Annotated in this window: 18 protein-coding genes and 1 pseudogene; 9 read left to right on the top strand and 10 right to left on the bottom strand. The window is 57.9% G+C overall.

Annotated elements, in window-relative coordinates; translation table 11 throughout:
- Positions 1-20: 20 nt before the first annotated feature.
- Both CXQ94_RS17225 and CXQ94_RS17220 read left to right on the top strand, forming a co-directional pair.
- On the top strand, positions 21-521 hold the full coding sequence (locus CXQ94_RS17225) for a single-stranded DNA-binding protein (RefSeq protein ID WP_104091818.1): 501 nt from the start codon (positions 21-23) through the stop codon (positions 519-521).
- 648 nt (positions 522-1,169) lie between these two features.
- Positions 1,170-1,790 carry a DUF732 domain-containing protein gene (locus CXQ94_RS17220; RefSeq protein ID WP_104091817.1) on the top strand — a complete coding sequence of 207 codons (621 nt, stop codon included), beginning with the start codon at positions 1,170-1,172 and terminating at the stop codon, positions 1,788-1,790.
- Positions 1,791-1,818: 28 nt separating this feature from the next.
- Here CXQ94_RS17220 and CXQ94_RS17215 read toward each other — a convergent pair whose 3' ends face one another.
- Positions 1,819-2,178: a hypothetical protein gene (locus tag CXQ94_RS17215; RefSeq protein ID WP_104091816.1), complete on the bottom strand. Its 360-nt coding sequence runs from the start codon at positions 2,176-2,178 to the stop codon at positions 1,819-1,821.
- Between the two features lie 283 nt (positions 2,179-2,461).
- The gene (locus CXQ94_RS17210; RefSeq protein ID WP_104091815.1) at positions 2,462-3,643 is read right to left on the bottom strand and encodes a hypothetical protein; all 1,182 of its coding nucleotides are present in this window, start codon (positions 3,641-3,643) and stop codon (positions 2,462-2,464) included.
- Positions 3,644-3,933: 290 nt separating this feature from the next.
- On the opposite strand from CXQ94_RS17210, the gene CXQ94_RS17205 reads away from it, so the two are divergent.
- Positions 3,934-4,536 carry a hypothetical protein gene (locus CXQ94_RS17205; protein WP_104091814.1) on the top strand — a complete coding sequence of 201 codons (603 nt, stop codon included), beginning with the start codon at positions 3,934-3,936 and terminating at the stop codon, positions 4,534-4,536.
- 180 nt (positions 4,537-4,716) lie between these two features.
- Entirely contained in the window at positions 4,717-5,913 is a 1,197-nt protein-coding gene (locus CXQ94_RS23350) for an HNH endonuclease signature motif containing protein (RefSeq protein WP_104091813.1), read from the top strand.
- Between the two features lie 314 nt (positions 5,914-6,227).
- On the opposite strand, the gene CXQ94_RS17195 is transcribed toward CXQ94_RS23350, so the two are convergent.
- The 3 genes from CXQ94_RS17195 to CXQ94_RS17180 form a co-directional block, all read right to left on the bottom strand.
- On the bottom strand, positions 6,228-7,028 hold the full coding sequence (locus CXQ94_RS17195; RefSeq protein WP_181034275.1) for a GIY-YIG nuclease family protein: 801 nt from the start codon (positions 7,026-7,028) through the stop codon (positions 6,228-6,230).
- A 333-nt stretch (positions 7,029-7,361) separates the two neighbouring features.
- Positions 7,362-8,369 carry a hypothetical protein gene (locus CXQ94_RS17190; RefSeq protein WP_104091811.1) on the bottom strand — a complete coding sequence of 336 codons (1,008 nt, stop codon included), beginning with the start codon at positions 8,367-8,369 and terminating at the stop codon, positions 7,362-7,364.
- Positions 8,370-8,920: 551 nt separating this feature from the next.
- Complete coding sequence (locus CXQ94_RS17180) at positions 8,921-9,292, bottom strand: hypothetical protein (protein ID WP_104091809.1); 372 nt, start codon at positions 9,290-9,292, stop codon at positions 8,921-8,923.
- Positions 9,293-9,580: 288 nt separating this feature from the next.
- Here CXQ94_RS17180 and CXQ94_RS17175 point away from each other — a divergent pair, with 288 nt between their 5' ends.
- A complete protein-coding gene (locus tag CXQ94_RS17175; protein ID WP_104091808.1) occupies positions 9,581-10,423 on the top strand; it encodes a hypothetical protein in 843 nt (280 codons plus the stop codon).
- Between the two features lie 521 nt (positions 10,424-10,944).
- On the opposite strand, the gene CXQ94_RS17170 is transcribed toward CXQ94_RS17175, so the two are convergent.
- The 5 genes from CXQ94_RS17170 to CXQ94_RS17150 form a co-directional block, all read right to left on the bottom strand.
- Positions 10,945-11,526: a hypothetical protein gene (locus tag CXQ94_RS17170; RefSeq protein WP_146070339.1), complete on the bottom strand. Its 582-nt coding sequence runs from the start codon at positions 11,524-11,526 to the stop codon at positions 10,945-10,947.
- Positions 11,527-11,555: 29 nt separating this feature from the next.
- Positions 11,556-15,143, bottom strand: coding sequence for a MobF family relaxase (gene mobF, locus CXQ94_RS17165; protein ID WP_104091806.1), 3,588 nt, complete (start codon positions 15,141-15,143; stop codon positions 11,556-11,558).
- Entirely contained in the window at positions 15,140-15,688 is a 549-nt protein-coding gene (locus CXQ94_RS17160; protein WP_104091805.1) for a hypothetical protein, read from the bottom strand. The genes mobF and CXQ94_RS17160 overlap by 4 nt, the downstream gene beginning before the upstream one ends.
- 251 nt (positions 15,689-15,939) lie before the next feature.
- Positions 15,940-16,176 (bottom strand): glutaredoxin domain-containing protein, encoded by a 237-nt coding sequence (locus tag CXQ94_RS17155; RefSeq protein ID WP_104091804.1) that lies wholly within the window; start codon positions 16,174-16,176, stop codon positions 15,940-15,942.
- Positions 16,177-16,232: 56 nt separating this feature from the next.
- Positions 16,233-17,255, bottom strand: a complete 1,023-nt coding sequence (locus CXQ94_RS17150) for a DUF4192 domain-containing protein (protein WP_104091803.1) — start codon at positions 17,253-17,255, stop codon at positions 16,233-16,235.
- A gap of 776 nt (positions 17,256-18,031) precedes the next feature.
- Here CXQ94_RS17150 and CXQ94_RS17145 point away from each other — a divergent pair.
- The 4 genes and pseudogenes from CXQ94_RS17145 to CXQ94_RS23150 form a co-directional block, all read left to right on the top strand.
- Entirely contained in the window at positions 18,032-18,541 is a 510-nt protein-coding gene (locus tag CXQ94_RS17145) for a DUF1643 domain-containing protein (RefSeq protein WP_306418916.1), read from the top strand.
- Between the two features lie 81 nt (positions 18,542-18,622).
- On the top strand, positions 18,623-18,889 hold the full coding sequence (locus CXQ94_RS17140) for a helix-turn-helix transcriptional regulator (RefSeq protein ID WP_258067163.1): 267 nt from the start codon (positions 18,623-18,625) through the stop codon (positions 18,887-18,889).
- Positions 18,886-20,667, top strand: coding sequence for a DNA methyltransferase (locus CXQ94_RS17135; RefSeq protein WP_104091801.1), 1,782 nt, complete (start codon positions 18,886-18,888; stop codon positions 20,665-20,667). Before CXQ94_RS17140 ends, CXQ94_RS17135 begins: the two co-directional genes overlap by 4 nt.
- Positions 20,668-20,696: 29 nt before the next feature.
- Positions 20,697-20,969 (top strand): annotated as a pseudogene (locus CXQ94_RS23150) (DNA methyltransferase); the annotation flags it as partial.
- Positions 20,970-21,398: the final 429 nt, after the last annotated feature.

The raw sequence follows: 21,398 nt of genomic DNA, 5'->3' as shown, positions 1-21,398 counted from the left end.
AAGAAAGGTAGGAAAAGAAAATGGGCACCAGAATCCCAGTCAGCATCAACGGCAACCTCGTCGCCGATCCGGAACTCACCTACGGGGAGTCCGGAATCGCCCACGCCAAGCTGCGCGTCGCCGTCAACCAGCGCTTCCAGACAGCCGACGGCACATGGCGCGACGGCATCCCCGTCTTCCACAACGTCTCCGCATTCAGGGCACTTGCCGAGAACATCTCGCGCTCCATGAGGAAGGGGGACCCCGTCACCGTTACCGGGGACCTGGAATTCAGGTCCTACGAGAAGGACGGAGCCCAGCACGAAGCCCGCCGCATCATCGCGGAGATCGTTGGACCCGACCTCAGATTTGGAACAACGTCCTACGAACCGACGCCCAAACCAGTCCGGACAGTCACCTTGAGCAACCCTGAGCAGGTCAACACCGAGCCAACCGCTACGAGTGGTTCGAGTTGGTTGCCGACAATGCCAGTCACATCGCCGTCGGTGGGAGGAGCCAGCTCCAGCGGACTGCAAGTATGATTTCGAAATGGGCGGTGACGATTCGGGCCTGACACCAGTCAGACAACATATGCGCCATCGGGCGTGGCCACCGCCTTGATCCACAGACGACTTACGGGTAGTGGACTACTATCAACTGAAGAATAAGGTCCGAAGTAGTTCCGCGCGTTCCGGACACCGGATAGTGGATGCGACTTTCGGTGCTATTCCGGCACAGCATTGCAGCCTCCCAGAGGAGACGTTGACCATGTTACACACTCTGAATGAGCTTGGTCCGGATCGGGCAATGACAGGGCGCGCGTAGCGCGGATTTCAGTGAATTGAGGCTACGCTGCAGCCTGAAAGACAGCAATATCGTTACTGGTCCACAGTAGGCCCATCGGAGGGCAGATTTTGCCCACAGGGAGGCCCAACGTGGGCTATCTTGGCCCACCACCTGTTTTAACTGCGCAAAACATGGGCACTTTCAGCCCCCATTGGGCCAAAAACGGGTGATTTGTGAGCGAGTGTCAGACGGGGCACCCGTAGCTGGCCACAATGTGACCAGATACGGGCAACAAAAGGGCAATAATGCTTAGACTGCTCATCACCGCCATTGGGGAAAAACCATGTCAGATCAGATCGACCCGACGACAGCTGCTGTCCAGACAGCTCAACAACTAGAGACGTGTGGACGCATCTGCATGCGACGTTCGCTACCAGAACAAGCTGCTGGCGAGTCAGTCGCCCGCGCACGCACACGAGGTGTATCTGCTTGAGTGGCGTGCGATCGATGCTGACTACGAGGACAAGGTTGAGCCGTGGAGGCAGCATTTCTTGGCATCCAATCCTGGCGTTCCACTACCGGATTTCCTGACACCAGGGTTTCAGTCATTCGCAGCTCGGCAACTGCCTGCCGTGGCTCCCAAGCCGAAGAAGAGCGGCCTGCGGGGGTTGCCGGGGGTGGGCGGCGGCATCGTCGGCCTAGTCGTCATCGGCGGCTGCATGTCAATGGTCTCGACCTCAAGGCCCTCAACGGAATATAAGACCGTCGTTTCAGCGATGACCGACGAAGAGAAGTTCATCAAAATTGTGAGACAAGAGACCAGTCTCCCGTTGGTCAGTGACGCGGCCCTGATCAGTTTGGCGAAGTCTGCATGCACGACCCTGACCAACGGGGGAACAAGTACTGAGGTGCTGATTGCCGTCCTGGAAAACATCCCCAGCGACGATCAAGATGATGTCATCAGGACCGTAGGTATCGGAATTGCCGGATTCTGCCCCGACCAGTCGTCAAAGGTCCGCGGCTAACGGCGCCAAAGGCAACCCAAGCGGCAGCTCAGACTTCCCCGACTTGCAGCACCAGTCCATCGATGACGGTTGCCGAGATCAAACCAGCCTTGGCCTTGGAGTCCGGATGGCTATGGGTCGACAGCGCAGTGGCAATCTTCTGAAGCGCAGCCCTGGTGGATTCACTCTTGTCGTCGCTGGCGACGAATTCCAGCAGAGTCTTGGCGCCGAAGGCTCCGTAGAGATTCCAGAGTAGGTCAACGTGCTCGCTGCACACCGGCTCAGTTGGTGCTTCGGCGATCGCTTGTGGGTCAGTTTCGTCTGGGCGCACTACGACAGGCACACGTGCAACTGATCCGGTTCCGCAGCCAGCGACGGCGCAGGTGAGTTCTTCTTCAATGTGTTCCAAGGTTTTCTCCTCCAGTGATGGCCCCGAGGTGGGGAGCACACAGCTATCGCCTCACGGTTTTCAGGACCGTTGGGGGACGAGGGGCCGTGTCGCATTATTCTTCCGGGGACGTCCCGAGGTGAATCACGAGGTGCGTCGGCGATCTCTTGGATGCCCTGGGGACAAGAAAGAAGCCCCACATGATCGGGGGGATCATGTGGGGCTTCAGGGAATCTCGCTGTGGGTAGCATTCAGGAAACTACGGCGAGATGTCTTGGGTTCAGTCTATTGGAATCCCATTGGGTTAGCTGGCGGTGCCGGTGGTTACAGGTTCCAGGCGCCACTCCCACGCTGAGAGACCAAGAACGAAGCGCCAATCCTCACTGCACATTTCGCACTCGATCAGGAGATCGTTGTCCTGGAAATCAGCGTTGCTGTCATGCTCTTCGACGATCTTTCCCTCACCACAAGGACACAGAAACTCATGGCGTTCGAATGGGCCTGAGTCTGAGTCATCCACGTCGGCTTCTTCGACAAGACTGTGGATTCGCGGAGTGCGGATACTCGTGATTCCCCGCTGAGAGGGAGCACAGATCCTGACCCACTCTGCGACTGCGTTCTCTGCCGATTCGTAGCAGTCGTCTGAGGCCCCGACTTCTTGGAGGATCTCCAGATACTCATTGGCGGTGCGAGCGATCCGGTGGTCGCTGTCTGCCACACCGGCGACATAGTGGACAGTCCAATCACCGATGGCGTCTCCGCGGCCGGCCTGCTTGATCAGCCACTCATGGAACGGGCACACCTCAGTCGACGGCACCGGACGCTCCCAACGATCGAGCACAGCCTCGCCAGCGGTGCACTGCTCCAAGGCTGCCTGTAGGTGGATGAATCCTGCCGGACGGTGTTGGTGTCCTCGCGGCTTGGTGTGGCCAGCGCGAACCATGCGCTTGACGTAGTCATGCTCGCGCTTTGAAATGCCGATCATGAGATTCGGGCTGGCTTCTTCTTCCTCAACCAGGGGAAGATCCAAGGCAGCTGCCGCCCAGATGAGGCGACCGTTGGAGACGTGGGAGGCGGGGGGGAAAAACTTCCCCAGGAAATCCGCGGCGGTGTGCTCCAGAGCGTAGCTGCTGACTCCCGGCTTTTCGCCCGATCCTAGGGGCGTGAACATCCGCAGGAAGTCTACGAGTAGAGCCAGCTCGGTGAAGTCGCTGGTCTGATTGAAGTTCCAAGGTGTGTCTGCGTAGTAGCCGGCTTCACCGAGAATGAAGTCGCCATCATCAGCACCGACAAGATCGTGGTCGTCGAGGGTATTGATCAGCTGACGAGCGCTGACTCGTTCGCCGAGGAATCCCTTGGCAAACGGAGATTCAACCTGCCGCAGCGCGGTGGTGTAGTTCGTGTCTGTGTACTTTGCCCAGGCGCGAGTATCTTGCTTGACCTTGCGATCGCGGGCGTCGCGGGTATCAATAATGTTGGAGCTCATCTTAATCTTCAATCTGGGCATCGCACCCCACGTCTACAAGCCCTGTTTGATTAAAGAGAGATCTCTATCCAGGTACTTCGATTCTGGATCTGTGGCAGTTGTCGTCGGCGTCGTCGTTACGTGGGAACTCAGACTCAGAGGAAGGCAGACCAGACTGCCTACATCCAATGTACCTGAGGTTCCGTCTCGAAGGGCCGAAGTCGTGCGACACTACGCCAACCGCTAACCCAATCCACCGCTGAACACTCCAGCGCCCCAAATCGAGCGGCACGGCGTCATAGGGTCAACCGGTGAATCACCTCGAACATAAGAAAATTCTCGTCAAGCGCTTGGAGCACCTTCTAAAGGTCCACCGCAAAGGCTGGCTCTCCAGTACGGGACTTGTGGAGTCCCTCAAATTGGAGCTGGCCATGGCCGATGATAAGGCTGACATTACGTTCCTAACAGAGGCCCAGGATTCGCGTCCGGATGCTGATCTTCCCCAGGCCACTGCCGTGAGAACAAGACGCACCGAAATGCTCGCTAGGAAGACCAACCTCATTCTGGACACGATCATGGCCGACTCTGGGAAGTGGTCCAACTACCCGGCGATACGTGATGGCTCACAAGAAACGGGATACTACATCTCACGTACCCGATGGTCGCGACTAAAGAACGGCAAGAAACAGGTCGTCCCGGATGAGTGCCTGCATACCCTCGCCAAAGTCTTCGGTGTCGACTCAGACTATTTGGTCCAGGAAGACGACGAACCTTCGGAGCAGGTCAGGACCGAATTGAGTCGATTCCAGCACCTGCGGCGCGCTGGGGTACGTGATTTTGCTGCACGTTCTCTGGAACTGGCGGATCTAAAAGCTCTCGAGGCGATAACCGCGGTCCTCCGCGAAAACCCCTAGAGGGAAACCTCCCTACGATCCTTCGCGTTTTGGGGAAACTCTGAAATCCTGAACCAACCGTGCAGAGAGGGGCGGTCCTATTTCCTCCTGTGATGTCAGACGCCAGTCGCTGCTACGCTAGCGCTGAACTGGTATCACCTGCGCGGCAGATACGACGGCACCGGACGAAAGGTCAACGACATGCCACGCACCAGGGCCTTCCCCGGTAACAGCTGCGAGATGTGCGGGCAGACGATCCCTGCCAACGGCACAAGCACCGCCCAACAGCGTAAAGCACGATTTTGTTCCATGACATGCCGCCAGGCCGCATCAACCTCCCGCCAGCTGTGCTGTGAACATTGTGGCAATAGCTTCAGAGTGGCAGCCACCAGGGAACGAGCCCGGTTCTGCTCGGTTGCGTGCCGTTCCGTGGCCGGACGCAGGGATGTTACCTGCGAGCACTGTGGCAAGACGACCAGCTTCAAAGCCAATCGGGCGAGGATCCAACGCTTCTGCAATCGGGCCTGTATGTTCGCCGCTTTGGGCTGCGCAGTGTGTTCCAAAATCCGCCCGGCGGGTAGACAGGCGGCCGGGGACAAGTTCTGCTCGGACGCTTGCAATGTGACGGCACGGCTTGAGGAACAGGCAGCCCAAACGGGACAGCTCTTTGCAGTGTGCAGCAGGTGCAGGCAGTTGCGCCCGGGGGATGACTTCACGAAAGAAAAGGCCAACCGCAATGGACTGTCATATGAATGCAAAGAATGCGCCCGTGGCTATTACCAGCAAAACAAAGACAACTACCGGTTGCGGCGCTACGTCTCACAAGCGGCACCGGGTGGCATCGTCGTCGAGTTCACCCCGGCCCAGAAAACGGCACGCTTCTCTCTATGGGGCGGACGCTGCTGGATGTGCGGGATTGAAGGTGCCACGCAGAACGACCACGTTAAGCCCATCGTCAAAGGTGGCTCCCATTGCCTCTCCAATCTGAGACCGATCTGCCGCTCTTGCAACGCGTCCAAGGGCGGACGGTGGCCACTTACGAATGCCCAGCTTGTCGCCAACTTCGTGCACCCGAACCCGCGGGCAGGGACTGAGCAGCTAAGCCCACGGCGACCGCGCGTCGACTGGACCTGCCCTCTGTGCATGTCCACTTTTCTGATCAGGGCGCACGAGGCAGACTCCAGGAAACACTGCTCGAAGAAGTGCAGCCACGAGGCCCGGCGGTCACCATCCGTGGTCAAGAAGTGCCTCAACCCACTGTGTGGAAAACGCTTTGAGCTCCCCGACCGCAAAGGGACAAACGAACGAAAATTCTGTTCGATCGAGTGCGCCTGGGTTGCCCGGGACCGGCCAGCCCACTGGGGCGGCATAGCCTACGGCCAGCTTCGTCTGTTCTAGCTGTACCCTGTCCGAGCGGATGGATGCGGCTAATACGTTTTGAATCAACTCAGCGGTCTCGACTGTGTCGTACTGATGTGAGGCGTTGATACCGTTTGTTATCAGGTGCTTCGCCAGGCATGACACACCTCAGACAGTCGCTGACTACGTTGCGGTCGCTAGGGAGGCCGAGGCAGTAGCGACTCGAGCTCACCGAAGCAGAGGTCGGTGGCAAGGAGGGGCCGACTCCTGATCAAGTACCCAACACTAAGGGGGTGCTACCAGCCGGTGGACTCGTTGTGTCTGAACTAGATGCCACTTTGGCGAGGAGACGGTTAGTTTCGGTTCAGCCCGAACTGCCGGCTGAGCAGCGCCCGTTTGTAGTGGTTCTCGGCTGCGTCGATTTCTGTCGTTGATGCCCCGGGGCTGAAGACCCGCAGGATGCTGAATTGAAAGTGGTTCCGGTAGGACATATCCACCTCATTCAGTTCTCGGGGCGCGACATTGCCGCCGCGACCGGTCTTCGCGTAGGCACTCCAGCGTCCCATGATTCGCTCGCTACCGTCGGCCTTGCCCACGTAGAGTTTCCCGCTCTTCGTGTCGGAGATCAGGTAGATGCCCTGAACTGATTTGAGAATCTGCCGCCAGCTTTCATAGCGAGAATCCTCGATGACCGTCTGCAAGTCGCTGAACGAGAGAATCAGTTCATCGAAGCCGGGAAATGCTGGTGCCTGGGCATCAGCGACCTCCGTTGCAGTGAAGCCAACGGCGGCTCCGCCCGCCCTGACCCAGATAATGGTTCCGCCAGTCCAATCTATGACGAGGCGGTCCTTGAACGAGGCCAAGTACGGGGACGGGACTAGGTTGTAATAGCGTTCCGTCGCAGTTCGTTCAGCCGTGATTTCGCCGTGATTCTCATAAGCGCCATTGAACCGACAGTGGTTTCCGCCGACAGCCGTAAAGTTCAGCCAAATGCGGGCGGGATTCTGGGGAAATTTGCTGCCCTTTACCGCCTGCTCCCGGACAAAGGCCAGGAGCGCCGCCTGAATGAGGTCTGCGGGCCCGTTGGGACCTGGCTTGAGGGTTGGTGTGCCGCAGCAGCAAAACCTGGCTCGGATCAATCCCTGCCGCCGCAAACAAATCCCCCATCGTCAGGGAACCCTCAAACATCGGTGGGGCTTCCAAAACCATGGCCGTCCATGTATTGCGTTCGGCTCCCTCACTCATGCGGTAAATAGTAACTGCAGGCATCATCGTCCGGAGCCGCTAAAATGATTACTTCAACCCTGCGTGCAATTCTGCTTTAAGGGGCGGCAATGAAATACACTTTCAAGCTCTCGGCATACGTGGAATTATCAAAGAGTCAACTCGGCCTTCCAAAACACGTCTCCTCCAAAGTTTCCCTGACGATAATAGCGGCGTCTACTGCCTAGTGCGGCGCAAAGGAATGCACCTGGTCAGCGGGAAACTTATACGGGGTGAACGTACTTCCAATTCCCCAAAGACTCTTGATACTCTGACCTGGACCTATTTTCAACTAGCCTCGTCAACGTTGCGACTACCTTGACTGAACGAGCGGCACCGATAACTTCCAATTCCAGTTCCGCCACTACCAACTTCGCAGACAGGAAGGTATGACGGTCCTTGGTATTTACATCCTCAATTCTGAAACCTATTCGCACCAGTCCAGGACTTGTGACGACGATGCCATCGTACTTGGCAACGGCACCATGTGATTGTTGGTCTTCTTTGTCCTTTGGGAGTACCAGAGGCCAGAAATTGGTTTTGAATTCGACACCGTCTGCGGATATCTTTCCTCGCATGCCGTGAGACGGAAGAGTAACGGTCTCCGTTCCGGTGTGTTCAAAGTACAACTTCAGGCCACCTAGGCATCTCATGCCTTCTGTTTCATCTTTCGCCTGCCTAGCGAAACGGGAATCAGAGCTTCGCAAGCTACGGTCAGCACCAAAGGTTGCTTCCAAAACCACTGCATTTGGCACGTTGATTGTGGGCATCAGCATGCGTAGGATTTCATCCCTACGGGCGCTCCTCGTTCCCGAGCCTTCTCGGATGGGTATCTCCAAACTGGGATTGGCGGACCCGGTTTTGACAACGTAAGGGGCCCTATCCGAGGCGAAAACCAAAGCTACGACTTTGTCACCGTTCGCATCAACAACGACATCCATATGGCGAGCCAGTTCTGGCGGCGTTTGGTCAAATTTGGGACGAATTTGAGTCCACCAATCCAGGACATCAGTGCCCGACACGTCTGTGATGACGCCCGTTTTATCGTCTAGGCCAATGATGTATATGACGGGGTCACCGGCGGCGCGGTTGAGGCTTCCAGCGAGCTGGCGGGCCTTCTTATCCTCCGGCCACTCACGTTTGCATTCGATGAAGTCAGTCTCGACCTGCTGACCTTTGCGGATTTGGTCCACGGCTGCCAGTACTCGTGTCTCCAAGTTTATCGCGCGCATAGGCCAACACTACCGAGTGAATACAGGGAGTGCGCCATTTTCGTTGACGTCGAGTGTGGGGTGCTATAGATTTTTCGTCTCGCCCAGAATCAGGACTCCGCGATATGTGCTAGGTACCCGCGTTTGGTGTCTACGATGTGATGAAGGTACATACCAACTCCCCAGATAGGTGCTATGACCCGAGGCTATGCGGCAATTTGTTTGGCGGCTTCATTTTCATTGCCGTGAGGGGTAGGTAGCTATCGGGCAACTCGGGGTTGTCTTGGGTATCAATGCCGCGAAAAAGCAGCGGTCTACTACTTGGAGGTAGACCGCTGCTTTTGCTGATTTCTGGGTCTAGACGATGCCGAACTCTGTCGCTTGCGATGCCGAAGTGTAGTAGATAGCCTCGGCCCTTACGCTATGTCCGTCCTCGCATGTACGAAATTCGTAGACACCATCCTCGCTCAGAGGACCAGGGCCACAGGGCACTGTGTCTCCGCAGACGGGGCAGTACATTTCTACGAATCGGCGGACGGGCTTTCCGAGGAAACTGATCTCTGTCGCCATTATTATTCCTCCATAGGGATCGTGCCGTAGGTGATGGGATTCTGAGATGAGTTGTCCAACGGATCAGCTCTCCCAATCAACGGGTGATCGGGAATAGGCTTTCCAATGATGGCTAGACGATCACCGCGGCCTTCAAATTTCGCAACGCCGTCGATGGTGCCAACCATTCTGACAATTCCTGCGTGGGCAATTACCAAGTATTCGCACGCTAGGACCTTTTCTGCTCGCAGCCTCCACGCGGCTCGACCACGCTCCCATAGTTCTTCTGTGTCCAGACCCTCTCGATAGCCAATAGTGCTCCTGGGATCTGAGAGGTCAGCTGGCTGTTCCTTGGCGATCTTGATCCTCACAACGGAGGTCGGTTGAATGCTCACGTGCCAAATCCTTACTATTCTATTATTTAATTAGTTAACTTTTAGACTAGTTGTTTAGTCGCCATTTTGCAAACGAGGAAATTATGTAGCGGCAGATGTCGCGTCTCTAGGCGCCAGGAAATGTGACGCTTACCGTCTCCTAGGAGAATGCCCGCAGGGGTGCCGCTGCGGAAGCGGCTTGCGGGACGATTCTGTAGGGACCCTTCCGGACGCCGGTCGAAACACGGTTTCTGAACCTTCTTGTACGCTGTGATTAGCCCACCACTTGCCGCCAGAAAAGGACATCAAATGCGCGACCGCGATGATTTGTGGGAAGTTCATGTTCCCGAGGGGGCACACCTTGCTGAGTCTCGTGACACCGATGGAACGTACAGGGCACTTCTCTTTAGCGACGAGGATAACTCCATGATGGGGCCTCCGGAGATGCGAAAGGTGCACTTTGATATCGATGATGAAGACGAGTATCGCGCCGACGATGACTACGACGATGAACGTGGCCCGCACGACGATTTTATAGACAGGATGGCGGAGATTCTTGCTGAAGCCGTTTTGGACGCCCTCCACCTTTTGGCCGTCAAAGGTGGGCCAGTCGTCGTCCGTTGGTGGGCAAGCACGGGCAAACCAGGTGTGATGCGACGGTGGCAGGGCTTATTGAGCGTTCGTCTAACGCTTCCGAAGCGGGGTAGCAAGAAGTCAGCCGAATCGGCTGGAGAAGACATTCCGAAGCCTGCGCCTGCACTTACGGCGACTGTCTCAGTTGATGAATTTTCCACGGCGGTCGAGAAGGTATTGACTGAACCACGGACCACGATGAGTCGCGAAGAGGCAGACCGTCGGCACTTGGCCATGATGTTGGCCCTCGCATTCGCAAGCGAGCAAGTACGCCTTCTGGCCAACGCCGACATTAGAGACGAGGGGCGGGAAGCTCTCCTCCAGGCCGCCGAATCGTTCACGTCTCCGGAAATCCTAAGCAGCACCAATCAGATGTTGGAAGCAAACCCCAAACTACTGACGGGAAGGGCGCGTGAACAGTTCAAGAGACACTTCGGTGGCGGCTTCTCCCGCAAGGGGTCTTATGTTCCATTGATGGTCGATCAAGCTAGGGAAGCGTTCAAGCTGGACACGAAGTAATCTCTGACGAATCAAGGAATCATGCCGTCAGCCAGGTGCTAAGAAACACCGAGGGAACACCCTTGCTCCGGCTCGGACGCGCAGCAAGGCACTGTGCTTCTTCATGCGTACGCTTGTGTGATGCGCATGCCAACCGGCGATCTTGGTGGAAGTCGGCTTGACCCGCGGTGGTTCGATTTGCCGATCTATAGGCATTATCGGAGGCACCGTTTGCCGTTCCCGTGCTGGCACCTATCGTCGGTGAATTCGACTGCTGAAATCTATTTCATCAGGTTCTGAACATCGACCGTTCGGCCTTCTCAGGTTGGCATCGACTGGATCATAGGCAAAGTGTCCCGAAAGCTATGTCTTACGAGTCAGTTCAAAGCTGAGGAATACGTTGCCTAGCGATTACGGGTTGCCGCCACCAAACTTTGATGAATATCTCCTCAGGGCAGCTGGTTGGGTGCAAGTTGACCGGAAAACGCCGACTCATATGGAGCCCGCCGTTGGGTGGTCGTCAACTATTGGTCGAATGCTAGCTAAGCCTTGAAAGAGTTGGTACGGGCGAGCGGGTGATACCGATGGTCTCTGAAGTATGGGAGCGCTTGTGCCGCTGCGAAAGCGTGGTAATCAATCGCCATCAGATAGTAGATCTCGGGCCATGGGCCATGGACTTGAATCTGGGCCGGATCAGGCGAGATGAGTAGGACAGAACCTCGCCAGATTTCATCTGGGATGGCCTCCATCCATGCCCGTTGAACGTATCCGAATTTGTCCCATCTGATGGTGACCCATGTGCCTATTGGGTCCAGCGCTTGGATGTCGAGGACAGTAACTTCGGTGGTAACGCCAAGCTGACTTTTGACTGCGGTAAAGTGCTCCCATTGTTGGATGGCATGAGTGATCCATGCTTTGGTTCGGCGGATCTTCACGAACCAAATGGCTGCTGCCACGCCGGCTAGGAGGACTGCGGCAGCCACCAAGAACCAGCCGACCGCCGCAGGGGAAAACTGTCCCCAGAACATCCGGGTGGCGATGGCAAGGCAGACGCAACTGATCACGGTGAGTGTGACTGCCCAGCCGGAGGAGGCCTGGGGTTTGACCATCGGGTTCGTTCTCATGATGCGCAACCTCTGCCTATGTGCCGATTTTACAGCGAGGGGCCGACAACGGGCACTGGTGATTTTGGTCGAGTACTCGGCTCAGGCGACGAAGCTGACGGCCTAGTCGTGGGGATAGTGGTCTGGGCGGTCGTAATGCTGGCTGCTAGCCGGGATCGTTGGTCGGATTGTTCCCATTCCGTAGCTCTGGGAGGTGCTCCGAGGGGAAGTTCGGGGTTGTCGATGTCCCAGCGGTCGCGGAATCCTGCGACGTCCCGAATCAGGGATTTCCACACTTCGTCGTTGGCTTGCATGCCGGTTTGTGCACGCAGCTGGTCCATCCAGGGTTCTTCGTTGGCCAGGGCATGGACGGCTACCGCGGAGAGTCGTTTAGTGATCCGCTGTTGAACGTCGTTTAGAAGTTCACGGAGGTCTTCTCGGTCAGTGGGCACTGACACCTGCGCCATCGTGAGTGATGCTGTGGCGGGTAACCTCTGTTGGAGGGCTTGCAGGCGGGAGTGCGCGACGGCGGCGACGTCGCGGGCGCCAGCGGTTGGCTCAATCCCGCCTACTAGTGCTTGTGCGGCGAGGAGCCGGTTCGTGGCTGCGGTTCGTCGCCAAGCGGCGACCATGGCGCCCCAGGACGGGGATGCTTGCATCTCTGCCACAAGGTCCGGGGAGTGAGCGCTGATGAGTTGGGTGACGTCGTCAGACGCGGCGATCTGGGCTAGGTAATCGTGTTCGGCAAGCAGACGGGACAGGGAGTTGGTCTCGTTGCGTTGTTCCTCCCGGACCTCGTGGGCGGTGTGTTCGGCACCTTCGACCGAGAGAATGCTGGCGAGTATTTGCCGCCAGTCCGGCAGAGACAATGGGTCCACACCGTGATGGTCGCGGGGGTCTGGTTCGCTGATGTAGGCGTGGTTACCGGCCTTCCCGCGGGTCATGGAGACGTAGAAGAGTTCCCGGGTGAGCCTGCCGTCGCTGACGAGAGTGTGGCCGGTGTCCACGGTGATTCCCTGGGAACGGTGGGCCGTGGTGGCGTAGCCGAGTTCCACGGACTCGGCTAGGTAGCTAGCGCCTAGGACGATGCGTGCGCCGTTGTCTTGGCGGAACCCGGCGATGGAGCCGTTCGGGTTGGGCGCACCGCTGATGGTGACGAGAGTACCGTTGCGGATGAAGTCTCCGGTGTCGTCGAGGAGTCGGCGGTCGTTGCGCCGGGCAAGGATAGTGTCGCCGCGTCCGGCGTGAAGCCCGTCGCTGAGGTTTACGGTGGATTCTGCGTCGACCGCACCGGATCCGACACGGTCTGCCTGGGCGCGTTCGTTGAGCATGGCGACGGTGTCATTGTCGGGGGCGATCAGGATCGAGGTCTTGCCAGTGCGAATGTCGGCATCCCAGCGGTTGTAGGCGTCATCGACCATGGCGTCATAGGTGCCGCTGCTGATGCGTTCATGGGCTGTGTAGTCGGCGATGACCTCGAGGTCGCCTGTGCGCAGTTTCAGGGAGGCGGTGCGTTCCCATTCATTCGTGAAGCGCCAGACCGTGCTGAGCCGTTCGGCGCAGCCGGTCCGGTCCAGCCAGCCCAAGACGCCGCCGGCGTCGATGGAATCGAGTTGTGCCGGGTCGCCGACCAGCAGGATCTTGGCCCCGGCACCTGTGGCTTGGTCGACGAGTGCGGCGAGCTGGTAGGTGGAGACCATGGATGCTTCGTCGATGATGACCAGCTCGTTGAGTCGGAACTGCCACTTTGCTTGGGTCGCTGCAAGGGTGCTCATGCGCTGTGCAAGGCGTTCCAAGACCTTCTGGGCCTGATTGTCCTGGCGTGGGGATTGACAGGCTCCCTGGTACCTTTCTGCGGCTTCGGCGTAGTGTCCTGCCCTCATGGCGGCGCCGGGTCCGGTGGATTCATAGAGCCATTTGCTCACGTTGTCCGTGGCGAGTCCGAGCTCGTGGCCAAGGACGTCAGCAGAGGCTGCGGCAGGGGCCAGCCCCACAACAGTTCCCGCACCGAATTGGGTTTCCCAGAGGGTCTTGACGGCGCTCATCGTGGTGGTCTTGCCGGTCCCTGCCGGGCCAACGACGGCATCCAGCAGCCTCCCGCTGGCCAGGACGGCCTCGGCCGTCCTGGCCTGCTCGCCCTGCAGGAACTCTCCCCGGATGCTGTGGAACTGTTGCAGGGCATCCTGCACGGTCGTGTGCTCGAGGTGGGGGCCGGCGTCGTGCGTGTGGGCGTTCATGATGGCCGCCTCATTCGCCAGCGTGGAGACATCGGTGAACAGGTGGGCGCTGGCCAGGTCAAAGACATTGCGGTCGTTGAAGGCCAGGTCCGGGGTTGTGGTGGTGGGGATGCCGTAACGGAACTCGTTGAGCGCCACGGATTGCTCCTCGGCGGAGGTGGCGATGGCGTCCATAAGGTGAATCCGGTCGGCGGAGGTGGCGCAGCGGATCTCCAGACACACCCGTTCCGCTTCTGCGATCAGGTTCCAGCGGTTCCAGGTCGCCCGGCGCCTGGCGACCAGGTCCTTGACCAGCCCGGCAGTGCTGTCGATCCAGACAGCATCAGCGTCGGCGGCGGCGAGCGGATGAGAGCGTGAGCGGTTGATGGTGGCCGCCAGCACGGCCTCGGGATTGAATCCCTTGGCCTGAGCCCGTTCGCGCCATTGCCGGGTACGGGTGTTCAAAGGGACGACGTCGTGGTTCTTGGCGGTTCGCGTGGACAGGGTCGCCTGTTGCCGCAGTTTGAGTTTGACGGCGTTGCTGGGTTCCCGCCCGTGGGTTTCGGCCCAGTCGTAGATGAGCCGGACCGCTTCAATGTCGATCAGCCGGGACCGGCTGGAGAACTCGTGGATGAGTTCATCGTCCACGCCGGAGAGTTCGAAACTGTAGTTGTGGATGGTGCTGGTGGGCGTGCGGACTTCGGCCGCGGTTCCCAGATCCCGGCCGAGTTGGTCATAGAGGAGCCCGTTGTAGTGTTGGCTGGCGGCCACGGTGGCCTTGTAAAGGGTGCGTGAGTCAAGGGTGGTCCAAGCGCCGTCGCTAACGCGTTGGGCCCTGTTGGCGATGACGACGTGGGTGTGCAGCTGAGGGTCTCCAGAGCGGGACTCCCAGTGGTCGAAGGCGGCCGCGATGGCACCGTGGACGCCGACATGAGCGACGCCGCCGTGTCCGGCACGGGTGTGGATGGCCGAGGACTCCAGCCAAGCCAGGGTGGCTTCCAATGCCGCGTGGTGGGCTGCCATGACCTCGTCCTTGTACTCGTCACTGCCCAGGGCCCAGAGAACGGAGACGGACTTGGGCGCGCTGAAGGTCAGGTCAAAGCCGGCCACCGCAGCCCGGCGCACGGGCTGGCCATTTGCACCGGTGACGGTCGATGCCTGGTTGGGAGTCCGGCCCAGAGATGCTCCCGTGTCGGGGTGTTCGCCTCGCTCAAAGAGGGACTTCGCGGCTGCGTCGGTGACCGTGGCGTGGGGAGTCATTCCGATGCCGGGAAGTCCTGCGCCGAGCCATTGCCCTGGCGGGTTGCTCGCTGCGGTGTAGTAGCCGGTCAGGTCCCGGGTTTCGACGTCGGCATGGCTGGTGGTCTTGAGCAGGTACGAGACGCCGGCCTCGGTGGAGAGGCGGGCTATGGAGACGGTCATGACCTGCCCATTTCCGTGTTCCAGCCGCGGCGTGCAAAGATCGCCGCCGTCGACGGATCCAGACGCGCGTTCGAGTCAGAGTGCAGTGTCAGGACCTTGGCGGCGAGGTGTTGCATGTCCTTGACTGCCTGCTGTTCACTGAGCACCCGCGCCGTGTTCTCGTGCTGCAACCGCTGCACTGAGCGTTTCAGCTCATCAGCCTTCGACTGAGCACGTGACGCTGCCTGGGCGCTTTCATTGAGCTGTTCGTAGGCTTCGGCCAGCCTGCCTTCAAATGACCGTGTCAGGTTGGAAAGCTTGCGCTTGTTCGTGCGACGTAGCTTTCGGATGGTCGCCTCATAGAGGGCGGTGAGCGCCGCCAACGACTTCTGGCTATTGGCCTTGGACTCGCCACTATGGCCGCTCAGCCGCAGCTCTTCATCCTGAAGACTCTGCCGGTACTTTCGTTGCCGCTGGCGGTGGGCGCACTCCGGTCGGCAGAAGAGCTGCCGGGGACTGGCGGGTGTGAACGTGGTGTTGCATTCGGGGCAGGTTCGCGTAGTCATACCAGTCCATGGTGATTCAGCGGCTTTACACCATGACTAAACGTCACATTTACCGTCATGCGGGCCGTGACGGCCACCGCTTCGGTGCCAACAGTGTGAAGGATTTTTGGTTGCGGCAGCAACATGACTTTGGGGTGTATTTGAGACGGGACTGGGTTGGGATGGGTACTGGTTGCGGTGGTTGCGGTGGTGGCGCAGGGGAGTACCGTATGAGGTGTGCATGCGGCACTGGATCTCTTTTTTGGTGATGATTATTGGATGGTGAAGCCGAGTCTTTCAATTTCGGTGGGGTTGAATCCTGACCAGTGGTGGTGGTCGCTGACCACGACGATAGGGGCCTGAGAATATCCGAGGTCCTGGACGTATTCGAGGGCGGCGGTGTTCGTGGTCAGGTCGACGACGTCGAACGGGATGCCGGCCCGTTCCAGGGTCAGACAGGTGAACTTGCACTGCTGGCAGCCTGGTTTGCTATAGACGATGATGGTCACGGGTGTCGCCTGGTTCCAAATCAGTTGAAAGTGATTACAGCGTGATGGTTCGGGTATCAGCGTCCGCGGTAGGCAGTGGCTTTGTGTTGCGCCCATCCGGAAACGACGCCGGCGTCAAGCATTTGGTCCAGCAGCCTAGCGAGGTGATAGCCGGGATCAAAGGTAAGGGCGACGTGCATGTAGTTCGCGGCGGCCGTTCCCTTGCCCTTCCACCAGCAGATGTGCCCGAGCATCGTCAACGGCGCGGCAGCATGGGATGGGGCGGCGATGGTGAGCAGCTGGCGCAGCAGCTTTTCGGAGCTGTCGATCCGGTCCCATTGCGGGGCTTCGTGCGTGGCCCCAAAGAGCGTGGCTGCCATCGGTTCGTCGATTCCTGGCATGTCGGCAAGGATCTCATCCCTGAGACCGACGAACTGGAGTCCGGCAAGGAGCTCGGTCAGTTCTTCGTGAGTTGGTTCACTGTCGTGGTCAACGAGGTCCATCCAGAGACGGCGTGTGGCTTCGAGCCGCTCTACGGTTCTTGACCCCATGGCTCGCATTGCCGTCTCGACGGAAATCGTGTCTTCTTTGGTCGCTGTGTTCCGAGGGATATATACAGGATCGGAGGGTTCGATGACGCTGCCCTGGTAGACAAGTTCAGCGTTCAGGGTGCTCGATTCGAGGGCAGAGATCGGTGTCTCGTTGCCACATGACGTGGGGTTGGCGCCGTCGTATGGGGCAAACGATGTGGGGCCCACAATCCACACCGACCGGACGAGGACACCAACTGCGGCGAACTGCTGCTTGAGCTCATGGACCAGCGGAATGTATGGTTTTGAATGTCCCCTGGCCCATGGGAGGTGGGTGAAGAGGGCCACCAACATTGCGGTCGCGTCGTGGTCTCTGCCAAAGAACTGCGCTACGTGTTCAGCGTAGGTCTCGACGAAGTCAACGTTCGAAGGCAGGTTTACCCGCAGTGTTGGGCCGAGTCCCATGCCTTCGAGAGCGACGCAGACCAGGCTTTCCTGTGGCCAGTAGCCGAGGCTGTGGCCCATGTAGCTGATGGCGTCGGCTGGGCTGCTGATTCTGATCGGTTCCATTGTCTTGCCCCTCTTGTGTGTTCGGTGGCTGGTTGTTCGCGGCCGCCTGCTCTGTTGGTGCCTTCTGGTAAGAGGAATCACCGCTGGGTTTTAGGGGCCGGAGGGCAACTTGGGGAACCGGGCACGGGGCAAAAACTCTTGCGAGGAAATAAGCGACGCAGGAGCGCCGAGGAAGAATTTTTGGAGGAGGGACCGGCGCGCAGCGCCCTGGTTGCGTGGAGGGCCCGCCCAACGATGATGGGGTACCAGAAGGCGCAACGTGGTTCGGTAGATATTCATAGAGGTCCATCTGCTGTGGTGTTCATTTGGGCTGACCGCGAGATGTCCATAGCTACTGCGGCAATGGTTGGCCATTCTTGCCACCCAACCTGCTCGTGACCTTAGCCATGTTCTGCAGCTCGACTGCCTATCCAGATCCGAGCCGGAGGTTGAGGCAGGTCGTCCTGACGATGGCGGTGTGGAGTAGAGAATCGAATTCGGCTATGAACTAGTTGACTGGCAAAAAGGGGTGCATGAAATCCGAGTCGGGCTCATATTGATGGAAAACGGTACCGATATCTCTGTGTGAATGATCAGCGATGCGATATGAACGACTACGGGATCAAGCGCGAAATGTCACGATGTACTTGAACCCGCCTGTCCGCTCCGGGTGAGCCACACTGCGAACATGAGAACCTGGGTGCCGAGTGAATTTCCGGGTTAGCTCTAGCGGGTAAGCTTTGGATTCCAAGAAATTGCAATGGGTTGTCTTGACTGTCCTCGGCAGAAGCGCACCAATGTTGACGAGAAACAGCGAGAGACTGAGGAAAGCCCCGATGGAATACAGAGGCCTTACAGCGATTCTGTTCAACCCGCCGCTTTCAACTGGGGCGAGAACGCTTGCGAGGGTAGACCTTGCTGCAAAAATTCTAGGCCATCAAGATGCGAGGATTGTAAACCTCTTTCCGATCGCCACCCAGAGTGTTCTGGACGTCAATCTGATTGGGAAAGACAATGATCTCTGGCTATCAGCGCGACCTGAAATTGCAGAGTGCCTAGGGTCCAATGCCGATACGCTGCTGGCCTATGGGTGCCAAGAGCCGACGGGTGAGGTGCGTGCTCATTTCAGAGCCCAGATCGCGTGGCTCCATGAAGAATTGCGGTCGGCTGGCGGCAGAAGCTGGTCGGTCAGTGACCGACCGAGGCATCCTTCCCGGTGGCAAAGACACACAGCCCGAAACTATCCTGGGTTGCCATTCATTGAGGCTCTTGAGCTTTCCCTTCGCCAGTTGCCGGGAACAAGATGAGTCGGAAATCTCAGTTCAAGGCGCGAACTGGGTGGCGTGTCGGTTTCGCCCAAGAGGCGGTCAGCTCATAGCATAGGAGCTGTGGACATTTTTAATGACAATACCCCAGGATCGATCCAAGTTTGCGGTCCAACCTCTTCCGAAACCGCTGCAATGTTGCGTATGAATCGTGAGAAGCAGGGCCTAACTCAACATCAGTTGGCGACTCGCATGGGGTCGTCGCAGTCGGTTGTTGCACGTTGGGAAAGCGGAGAGCATGAAATTACCATGGCCAACTTGGACAGAATCGCCGAGGCCATGGGCGTCGTTCTTCAAGTTCGCTTTGGTGCCAAAGGCGGCCGAGCATGAGCCGCCGCGTAACCGAGCCATACCAAAAGGAAATCGTCGGCGCCAAGGGGTCCATATTTTACAGAGCGCACAGCTACCACACAAAGGTCCCGCCCGAAGGAATTGTTCCTGTTATCGAGCACTATACCAACCCCGGTGACACGGTACTGGATCCCTTTTGCGGCTCGGGGATGACCGGAGTTGCCTCGCTGCTTTCGGGGCGTACAGGAGTATTGTCAGACTTGTCGCCCGCTGCTGTTCATATCGCTTCCGGTTACAACACGCCAAACAATCCTGAGCGCCTGGCAGCTGCGGCTAGCTCATTGATGGCCAAGCTGGCGGGACTGGAACGCGAGCTCTACGGGACAGCGTGTTCACGCTGTGATAGCGACGCTCGCATCGAGTACACCGTCTGGTCCGACACCATGGTCTGCCCAGGATGCAGCCACGAAGTACTGTTTTGGGACTCGGCGCGACAGCCAGACGGCACAATTTCAAAGAACTTAGTTTGTCCCCTTTGCTCTACTTCCTTCCGCAAAGGCGATGCCAAGATTCTTCCGGGGGCTCCAGTTCTGGTCTCCGTAGCGTGTACAAGTTGCCGAAGCCGTGAACAACGGCCACTAACCACAGTGGAAACTGCCATGGCTCACTATCCCCATAGAACGGATATCACCGACTGGTATCCCACTGCTCCGTTGGAAGACTGGCGCGAGATGTGGCGTGGACAACATGGCAAATTGGGAATTGCGACCTCTGCTGATTTTTTTACGGGGAGAAACCTTCGAGCGTTGGCCGCAGTTTGGAAGATCGCAGGTGAATCGCCGGAGAGTCTCGGTCTTCGGTTCGCTACCACGGCTATCGTGAATCGTGCGTCCCGCCGGTACCAGTGGAACCCGAAACGTCCAACGAATGTCCTTTCAGGCACTCTCTACATTGCTTCTATGAACTATGAGTTCAATGTATTCTCACTTCTCCGTCGAAAACTGACTGCAGTTGTCCAACTCGCCACAAAGGTTGGTGAGACATCTGGGCAGAGCAGCGTCACTCAAGCCTCTGCTACAAACCTCAAACATTTGCAGGACCGGAGCATTGATTATGTCTTCACCGACCCCCCGTTCGGCGCAAACATCTATTACTCTGATGCATCGTTCCTGTGGGAATCATGGCTTGACGATTTCACAGATACAACGAATGAAGCTATAGTTTCGACCTCCCTGGCGGCCGCGCACGGGGGAAAGAGCCTAGCTGACTATGAGCAACTTATGGCAGCCAGTTTCGGAGAAATCGCTAGGGTTCTCAAGCGGGACGCGTGGGCAAGCGTCATGTTCCACAGCAGTGATGACGCTGTATGGAGCAGTCTTGAACGTGCGATTGAAAGCGCTGACCTTTCGTTGGAATCGGCCGTTGCATTTGATAAGTCCCAACCCAGTTTCAAGGGGGTCAAACAAATGACGAATCAGGAGAAGGTCTCCAGCTTTGACCTTGTGCTTCACCTCCACTCCAGTGCTGGTGGGGTTGCAAAGCGTCGAAAGTCAGCAGTAGGCAAGGTGGCTGAATCAGATGTCATTGAAGCCATAGCCAACCATCTCGAGTCAGCTAACCAAAGACAGCGAAGCACTCCCTATATTCATTCCTTAGTTATGAGGATACTGCTGGAGCGTGGAGCTACATTTGCGGGATACTCGTACGGTGAGGTTGAGGTCCTACTTACAAAGAATTTTCTGTTGGAAAAGAGTGCATGGAGTCGTAACCCGACACCCGATAATGCATCCAGTATTAAGATTGAAGGAACACCGTGACCCTTATCGCAGAAACAACTGAGCAGGAGATGGACCCGCGGCTCAGGGAAATTCTTCAGGGAACCGCCGGAGTAGCTCGACGCCCCATCCCAACGGATACTTCAGCATCCAAAGGAAGCAGCGCCTACCAGGTGCACACTTACCCTACAAAAGTGCCACCCGGGGCCATCGAACCGTTCATTTTGGCCAGCACAGAACCTGACAGTCTAGTACTTGATCCGTTTTGTGGTTCTGGAATGACAGGGTTGGCGGCTCTCAACACAGGGCGGCGTGCGCTCATGTCAGACCTAGCGCCTGGTGCTGTTCATCTAGCGCACAATCACAGCCACCCTGTCCGCCCGACTATCATCGCCGCAGCTATGGCGGCCCTGACCACGTCGCTGATGGAGACAGAGATTGCGCTTTATGCGTCTAACTGCCCGACTTGTGGTCGATTGGAACGGTTGCGCCACCAGATTTGGACGGACGTCCATAGCTGCGACAGGTGTCGCGAGCCAATCCGCGTGTGGGACCAGAAAACTCAGAGTGGCAGCAGCTCACGAACTCTTACCTGTGGGCACTGTGGAAATGAGCAGACTCGTTCGGGAGTCACCGGCGTACTGAGCAAGCCAGCAGAGAAAGCCGTCGCGTGTGGTTCTTGTCGGACGCTTCAACGCGGACCTGCGGATGAACACGACCTAGCTCTGCTGACATCGGTGGCGCAGCGACCCGTTACTCGCTGGATGCCAAAA

Source organism: Arthrobacter sp. GMC3 (assembly GCF_002929305.1).
In the GTDB taxonomy this organism is placed as follows: domain Bacteria; phylum Actinomycetota; class Actinomycetes; order Actinomycetales; family Micrococcaceae; genus Specibacter.
The sequence above is the reverse complement of the archived record's forward strand: the minus strand, read 5'-3'. Positions and strand labels throughout refer to the sequence as shown.